This window comes from Streptomyces sp. CO7, assembly GCF_053474865.1.
This window is the reverse complement of sequence record NZ_JBRIOU010000002.1, coordinates 637,485-644,419: the sequence shown is the minus strand read 5'-3', so window position 1 is coordinate 644,419 and position 6,935 is coordinate 637,485. Positions and strand designations below refer to the sequence as shown.

Below are 6,935 nucleotides of genomic sequence, written 5' to 3'. Positions count from 1 at the left end.
GAGGTCGGGCGGCGGCCCGGCCCAGTCGAGGGCGGCCGGCACCGCTCGGCCCGGCGCGGAGGCGGGCAGCAGGCGGTCGACCGCGCCCGACTCCTGGGCCAGGCAGGCGAGTTCGGCCGGCGCGGCGAGGGTGATCTCGGACTCCGGGTGGGCCCGGCGCAGGCCGCGCAGCGCGGGGATCCCGGCCAGCAGATCCCCGAGACCCAGGGCGCGCAGCACCAGCACACGATGGCGGGTCACCTCGGGCCTCCCGCGTCCCGTGCGGCGGCGACCGCGGCGGCGGCCCGGGCGGCGAGGCGGGTGGAGGACCGGCCGTCCAGGTAGGGCAGCAGGACGGCCTGGCCGCCCCACTCCTCGAGCAGGGCCGCCTCCGGCAGGTCGGCCCCGGCGTAGTCGCCGCCCTTGACCCACACGTCGGGACGGAGCCGGGCGAGGAGCTGTTCGGGGGTGTCCTCGTCGAAGACGGCGACCGCGTCGACGCAGGCCAGCGCCTTGAGCACGCGGACCCGGTCGGCGAGCGGGTTGACCGGGCGGCCGTCGCCCTTGCGGCGGCGCACCGAGGTGTCGGAGTTGACGCAGACGACGAGGCAGTCGCCGAGGCGGCGGGCCTCCTCGAGCAGGCCGACGTGGCCGGCGTGCAGCAGGTCGAAGCAGCCGCCCGCCGCGACCACGGTCCCGCCGGCCGCGCGGACCTTCCCGGCCAGGGCGCACGGGTCCTCTTCCCCGGCCCGGGGCGCGAGGCGGCGCGGCGCCCGGCCTCGGACGCGCGGGGCGGCGTCGCCCGCGTCGGCGTGGGCGGGTGCGGCTGCTTCCGCGGCGGCGAGGCCGAGCGCCCCCGCGGCGCCCGTGGCGACGAACTCGGTGGCGGCACAGACCGCCCGGGCCACCGCCTCCTCGACCAGGGCCCCGTCCGCCAGGTGCCCGGCGGCGGTGGCGGCGAAGCGGTCGCCGGCGCCACAGGGGTCGCCTGCGTGGGCGGTGGGCGCGGGGAAGAGCAGCGGGTTGTCGCCGTAGGACAGCAGGGCGCCGCGCGCGCCGAGGGTGACCACGACGGCGGCGGCCTGCCAGGCGCGGACGAGGGCGGCGGCTCCGCGGGAGACGGTGCGCAGGTCCTCCCCGGCGCCGCCCTCGGCGAACTGGCGGGCCTCCTTCTCGGCCGGGGTGACCAGCCGGGTCCCGGGGACCGGCGTGGCGCCGCGCGGGTGCGGGTCCCACACCTCGGGCGGCCGCTCGGCGAGGGTGTCGCGCAGCGCCTCGGCGGCTCCGCGGCCGTAGTCGGAAACCAGGACGGCGTGCGCGGAGCGGATCGCCTCCCGGGCCTCCTCGGTGGCGCCGGCCGCCCGGCCGTCGCCCCGGTCGACGCGGGCCACCGGCCGGTGCTCGGCGAGCAGCCGGGTCTTCTCCGGCAGCGGGCCGGTGACGGGCAGCGCGATCACCCGCACGGCCGGCTCCAGCAGCCGCCGCAGCCGGCGGGCGGCGGGGTCGTCGCCGAGTCCGGTGATCAGCGTGACCGGGCGGCCGTCCTGGGCGGCGAGGTACGCGGCGAGGGCCGCGCCGCCGGGGCGCAGCCGTTCGGCGCAGTCGGCGATCACCGGCACGGGGGCGTCGGGCGCCAGCCGGTCGGCGGTTCCGGCGAGGTCGCGGTCGAGCAGCGCGTCGCCGACGACGACCAGGGGGGCGTTCACCTTCTCACTCATGCCGGCGGCCTCCGCGCGGCAGGTCGTCGGGGGTGCGCCGGATCAGTCCGGCCTGCAGGGCGTGCGGGCCGCCGCCGGCGCCGCGGGCGGGCACGGTCGTGCGGTCCGGGGCGGTGGCCGCCTCGGTGCGGCGGCGGCCCTTGGCGCCCCAGCCGCGTTCCAGGGCGGCGTCGAACGCCTCACAGACCATGTGCACGGCGACCAGGTGGAGTTCCTGGACGGTGGCGGTGGACGGCGCCTCGACGGCGAGCACCTCGTCGGCGGCGGCGGCCAGCGGGTTGGGGGCCGGGCCGGTGAGCGCCCACACGTGGAGACCGGACTCGCGGGCGGCCTCGGCGGCGGCCAGCAGGTTGGCGCTGGCGCCGCTGGTGGAGAGCAGCATCAGGATGTCGTCGTCGCGTCCGTGCGCGCGGACCTGGCGGGCGAACACCTCGTCGATGCCGTAGTCGTTGGCGATGGCGGTGGTGCTGGAGGTGTCGGCGTGCAGGGCGATCGCGGAGAACGGGGGCCGGTCGTCGCGGTAGCGGCCGACGAGTTCGGCGGTGAGGTGCTGCGCCTGGGCGGCGCTGCCTCCGTTGCCGGCGGCGAGCAGCCGTCCGCCGCCGGTGAGGACGGCGGCGAGCAGCTCGCCCCAGCGGTCGACGGTGTGCGGGGCCCGGGCGCGGAAGGCGCCGAGGGCTTGGTCGAGGGCGTCGCAGTGGCCGCCCGAGGCGGATACCGGTCGCATGTCCATCACGCCACCTCCGAGGAAGAGAGTTCGCGGCCCGCCGCCACCTGGCGGTAGACCTCTTCGACGCCGTCCGCGACGCGCCGCCAGGTGAAGCGGTCCAGTACGCGGGCGCGGCCCGCGGCGCCGTAGGCGCGGCGCAGGGCGTCGTCGTCGAGCAGTTCGCGGGCCGCCGCGGCCAGGGCCCCGGGGTCGTGGGGCGGGACCAGCCGGCCGGTGGTGCGGTCGGCGACGCTGTCGCGGTGTCCGCCGACGTCGGTGGCGAGCACCGGGACGCCGCAGGCCATCGCCTCCAGCGGGACGATGCCGAAGGGTTCGTAGGAGGGGGTGCACAGCACCAGGTCGGCGCTGCGCATCAGGGCGGGCATCCGGTCGCGGGAGACCGCGCCGAGCATCCGGAGGCGGTCGGCGACACCGAGCTCCTCGGCGAGGGCGAGCAGCCGGGCCGCCTCGGGGACGGCGTCGGCGAGTTCCGTGGCGTTCTCGGTGCGGCAGGCGAACGGGCCGCCCACCACAAGGAGTTCGGTGTCGGGGATCTCGGCGAGGGCGTGCACCGCCCGGTCGTAGCCCTTGCGCGGCACCAGGCGTCCGCAGGCCAGCAGCCGGCGCCGGTGCCGGCGCCCGGGCGCGCCGGTCAGGTCGGGTCCGGGACGGAACTCGGTGGTGTCGACGCCGCAGGGCACCACCGAGACCCGGTCGCCCGGCACGCCCATGGCGGCGAGTTCGGCGACCTCGTCGGAGCAGGTGGCGATCACCCGGTCGCAGTCGGCGCCCAGCCGGCGTTCCAGCGACAGGCGCTGGACGGGGCTGGTGTCCAGCGCGCCCTGGTGGCGGCGCTTGACGGTGCCGAGGGCGTGGAAGGTCTGGACGACGGGGATGCCGTGCGGGCGGGCGCCGTCGCGGGCGGCCAGTCCCGACATCCAGAAGTGGGCGTGCACGGCGTCGGGCCGCTCGCGCGCCCACACCCGGTCCAGGTGCTCTCCGAACTCCGGCATGTGGGCCAGGAGTTCGTCCTTGGGGATGGGCTCGGCCGGCCCGGCGCCCACGTGGTCGACGACGGTGCCGGCCGGCATCCGCACCCGGTCGGGCAGGCCGGGGTCGTCGCGGCGGGTGTGGACGGTGACGTCGTGGCCGCGCCGGGCCAGCTCCTCGGACAGGCGGGCCACGTACACGTTCTGGCCCCCGGCGTCGGGTCCGCCGAGTGCGGCGAGCGGGCTGGCGTGCTCGGACACCATGGCGATCCTCATCGGGTCACCTCCTTCAGCAGCCGCTCCCAGTCGTCGAGGAAGCGGGGCAGCCCGTAGCGGGCGAGCGCGGCCGCGCGGGCACGTGCGCCGACGGCCCGGGCGTGGTCCGGGACGGCGACGAACTCCCGTACGGCGTCGGTCAGGACGTCGAGGCGGTTGGAGACGACTCCGGCGTCCTCGGGCACCGCCTCGGTCACCTCGGTGGTGGCGAGGGCGACCACCGGCATCCCCAGGTGCATGGCCTCCAGCAGGGAGAGCCCCAGGGAGGTCCAGCGGACGGGGTGCACGTAGACGCGACGGCGGGCCATCTCGGCGTGCAGGTCGCGCTGGGCGAGTTCGTGGTCGCGGCAGCGCTCGGGGTCGACGCCGAGGGCCTCGGCGAGGCCGCGGGTGCCCATGCCGAAGACGTCGAGCGGGGCGGCGTGGGCCAGTTGCGGGAGCAGGTCGATGCCGGTGGTCCGGCCGCGGCGCAGCGGCTCGTTGACCACCACGGCGGCGCGCGGGAGCTCGCCGGTCCACAGCGGCCCGGGGTCGACGATGCCGTGCTCGATGACCGTGGTCGGCGTGGAACCGGCGTCCCACATCAGGCGGTTGAAGTGGGTGACGTGGACGAGGGTGACGCCGGGCAGGTCGGCCGCGGGGTGACGGGTGTCGGGGACGTCGCCGTCGGGGGCGTTGTGCTCGAGGTAGACCACGGGCGGCCGGCGGCCGAGCCACCGGTCCACCAGCTCGATCTCGTGCGGCCGTTGCACGACGACGAGGTCGATGCCCGCGTCCCGCAGGTCCCGCGGCGGCAGTTCGACCACGGAGTCCGGCCAGTCGAAGGTGCGGGCCCGGCCGAGCCCGTCCGGTCCCCTGTCGGGGGTGACGGGCACGACGTAGGTGTGCGGGCCCTGGACGAAGGCGGTCGTCCACGAGCCGTGCACGTGCCAGATCAGGATCCTCATCGGGACACCATCACTTTCTCCACCGCGGCGAGCACGTCGAGCCCGGTCACCGTGTTCAGGCAGGGGTGGCCGGGGAGCGGACAGGTGCGGGCCCTGCTGTCGGCGCAGGGCGCCTCCTGGTCGCCGAGCAGGAGGTGCGGGACGCCCCAGGGGCGCCAGCGTCCGGCGGGCACCACGGGGGCGAACAGCGAGACCACGGGCGTGCCGACGGCGGCCGCGAGGTGGGCGGGTCCGGTGTTGCCGGTGACCACGGCCCGGGCGCGGGAGAGCACGCCGGACAGGGTCGCGGCGTCGGTGCGGCCGCCGAGGTCGAGGCCGTGCCGTCCGGCCACTCCGGCGGTCAGCTCGCGCTCGCCGGGCCCGCCGGTGACGAGCACCCGGTGTCCCGCGGCGGCCAGTTCGCGGACCGCCTCGGCGCAGCGCTCCGGGGCCCAGGCGCGGGCCGGGACGCTGGCCCCGGGGTGCAGGACGACGTAGGGCTCGGGTCCGGTGAGCGCGCTGGTCTCCGGGGGCGGCAGGACGGCGAGGCGCCCGTCGTCGTCCTCGGCGGGCGGGAAGCCGGCGGCCTCGGCCAACCGGAGCGCGGCCTCGGCCTCGTGGTCGTGGCCGGCGCGGCGGTGGCGGACGTCGAGCAGGGCGCCCGGGTAGTCCTCGCTGTCGGCGGCGATCCGGCCGACCCCGGCCAGGCGCAGCAGCAGGGCGGTGGGCAGCGGCGACTGGTGGAAGGAGGTGAGGACCAGCGCGCTGTCGGCGCCGAAGGCGGCGATCCGGTCGACGGTCCGCGCGATGTCGGCGCGGTCCACCGGCGGCGGCTCGAGGCCGACCCAGGGCGCGTCCCAGACGATCACCCGGTCCACGCCGGGCAGCAGCCGGGCGGCGCTCTCGCCGCGCGGGCCGCACAGCAGGGCCACCTCGTCGGCGCGGCGGGCGACCGCGCGGACGGCGGGCCCGGCGAGCAGCACGTCGCCGAAGCTGTCGAGCCGGACCACCAGGACTCTCATGCGGGCCTCCCCGCCTCGACCGTCTGCCCGGCGCAGTCGAGGTAGGCGACCACCAGGCGGACCGCGCTCAGCAGGTCGGGGGCGACCGCGGGGGCGGTCTCGATCTCCTCGACGCGGGTGGCCGCCGTGGGCACCAGGACGGCGCGCGCCCCGGCGCGCCGTGCGGCCTCGACGTCGGCGCCGATGTCGCCGATCACCACGCAGCGTCCGGTGGGGACGCCGAGGCGGGCGGCGGCGGACTCCACCATGCCGGGGGCGGGCTTGCGGCAGGGGCAGGCGTCCTCGGGGCCGTGCGGGCAGATCTCCCACACGTCGAAGGGCCCGAAGAGCTTCTCCACCTGGGCGTTGACGGCGTCGACCTGGGCCCGGGTGAGCAGGCGGCGGGCGATGCCGGACTGGTTGGTGATCACCCCGACGGGCAGGCCTCGTTCACGCAGCAGGGCCAGCGCCTCGACGGCGCCGGGCATCGGGCGGACCTGCTCAGGGTCGCCGTTGTAGGGGACGTCCTCGACGAGGGTGCCGTCACGGTCGAAGAGGACGGCGGTGGCGGGGGTCACGGGCCGGCCACCTCCTGCCAGGGCCGGGCGTCGCGGTGCCGCCACAGGCCCTCCAGCCGGTGGCGTACCGCGGCGGGCGGGATGAGGACGCTGGTGACCAGCATGGTGACCACCTCGTCACGGGTGCGCGGCCCGGGCGCGATGCGCGCCCAGGCGAACTCGGCGGTGCCCAGCGCCCAGCCGAGGGCGGACAGCGAGGCGGCCTTCGGGCGTCCGGCGGCGGCGAGCAGGCAGGCCGCCGCGCCGGCCGCGGTGACCGCCAGGTGGCGGCGGATCCGGCCGCGCGGGGCGGCCGCCTGCTTCCACCAGTCGGCGCCGTGCAGCCGCAGCATCAGCGCGTCGTCGGCGTTGCCGCGCTGCTGGCGCAGCGAGACCCAGCGGTCGGCGGGCCGCACCGGGTGACGGGTGGTGCGCCGGCCCCGGCGGATCTGCCAGCCGGCGCCCAGGACGCGCAGCGCCAGGTCGGCGTCCTCGCGGAAGGCGCGGGGGAAGCGTTCGTCGAACCCGCCGACCTGTTTGAGGGCTTCGGCGCGGTAGACCATGTCGGCGGTGATCCACAGGGCCTGGGCGAGTGAGGCGGTGGCGCGCTCCCAGTCGGTGGGGCGGCGCTCGCCGGGCAGCGGCACGGCGATCACGCCCTGGATGCCGCCGGTGCCGGGCTCGGCGGTGGCCAGGTCCTCGGTGATCTGGTCGCACCAGTGGGGGCCGACCTCGACGACGACGTCCAGGTCGGCCCCCACTGGTGCGACCAGATCACCG

General features: G+C 77.6%; 8 protein-coding genes. All 8 read right to left on the bottom strand.

What is annotated here, in order from left to right; genetic code table 11:
* Positions 1 to 351, bottom strand: a 351-nt coding sequence (locus ACOV8S_RS04885; protein ID WP_448317353.1) for a glycosyltransferase family 9 protein, incomplete at its 3' end; no start/stop codon positions are given.
* Positions 237 to 1,697: a D-glycero-beta-D-manno-heptose 1-phosphate adenylyltransferase gene (gene rfaE2 / locus ACOV8S_RS04880; protein ID WP_448316285.1), complete on the bottom strand. Its 1,461-nt coding sequence runs from the start codon at positions 1,695 to 1,697 to the stop codon at positions 237 to 239. The genes rfaE2 and ACOV8S_RS04885, both read right to left, overlap by 115 nt.
* Entirely contained in the window at positions 1,690 to 2,430 is a 741-nt protein-coding gene (locus tag ACOV8S_RS04875; protein ID WP_448316284.1) for a D-sedoheptulose-7-phosphate isomerase, read from the bottom strand. The genes rfaE2 and ACOV8S_RS04875 overlap by 8 nt, the downstream gene beginning before the upstream one ends.
* Positions 2,430 to 3,671 carry a glycosyltransferase gene (locus ACOV8S_RS04870; RefSeq protein WP_448316283.1) on the bottom strand — a complete coding sequence of 414 codons (1,242 nt, stop codon included), beginning with the start codon at positions 3,669 to 3,671 and terminating at the stop codon, positions 2,430 to 2,432. The genes ACOV8S_RS04875 and ACOV8S_RS04870 overlap by 1 nt, the downstream gene beginning before the upstream one ends.
* Positions 3,668 to 4,618, bottom strand: a complete 951-nt coding sequence (locus tag ACOV8S_RS04865) for a glycosyltransferase (protein ID WP_448316282.1) — start codon at positions 4,616 to 4,618, stop codon at positions 3,668 to 3,670. The genes ACOV8S_RS04870 and ACOV8S_RS04865 overlap by 4 nt, the downstream gene beginning before the upstream one ends.
* Positions 4,615 to 5,619 carry a glycosyltransferase family 9 protein gene (locus tag ACOV8S_RS04860; protein ID WP_448316281.1) on the bottom strand — a complete coding sequence of 335 codons (1,005 nt, stop codon included), beginning with the start codon at positions 5,617 to 5,619 and terminating at the stop codon, positions 4,615 to 4,617. Before ACOV8S_RS04860 ends, ACOV8S_RS04865 begins: the two co-directional genes overlap by 4 nt.
* Positions 5,616 to 6,176 (bottom strand): D-glycero-alpha-D-manno-heptose-1,7-bisphosphate 7-phosphatase, encoded by a 561-nt coding sequence (locus tag ACOV8S_RS04855; RefSeq protein ID WP_448316280.1) that lies wholly within the window; start codon positions 6,174 to 6,176, stop codon positions 5,616 to 5,618. The genes ACOV8S_RS04860 and ACOV8S_RS04855 overlap by 4 nt, the downstream gene beginning before the upstream one ends.
* The coding region (locus ACOV8S_RS04850; protein ID WP_448316279.1) for a glycosyltransferase family 2 protein at positions 6,173 to 6,935 on the bottom strand (763 nt) is incomplete at its 5' end. The genes ACOV8S_RS04850 and ACOV8S_RS04855, both read right to left, overlap by 4 nt.

What these genes read in the sequence shown, in the direction of transcription:
- rfaE2 (WP_448316285.1), bottom strand. Translation starts at nt 1,697, where the DNA reads ATGAGTGAGAAGGTGAACGCCCCCCTGGTCGTCGTCGGCGACGCGCTG.
- ACOV8S_RS04875 (WP_448316284.1), bottom strand. Translation starts at nt 2,430, where the DNA reads ATGGACATGCGACCGGTATCCGCCTCGGGCGGCCACTGCGACGCCCTC.
- ACOV8S_RS04870 (WP_448316283.1), bottom strand. Translation starts at nt 3,671, where the DNA reads ATGAGGATCGCCATGGTGTCCGAGCACGCCAGCCCGCTCGCCGCACTC.
- ACOV8S_RS04865 (WP_448316282.1), bottom strand. Translation starts at nt 4,618, where the DNA reads ATGAGGATCCTGATCTGGCACGTGCACGGCTCGTGGACGACCGCCTTC.
- ACOV8S_RS04860 (WP_448316281.1), bottom strand. Translation starts at nt 5,619, where the DNA reads ATGAGAGTCCTGGTGGTCCGGCTCGACAGCTTCGGCGACGTGCTGCTC.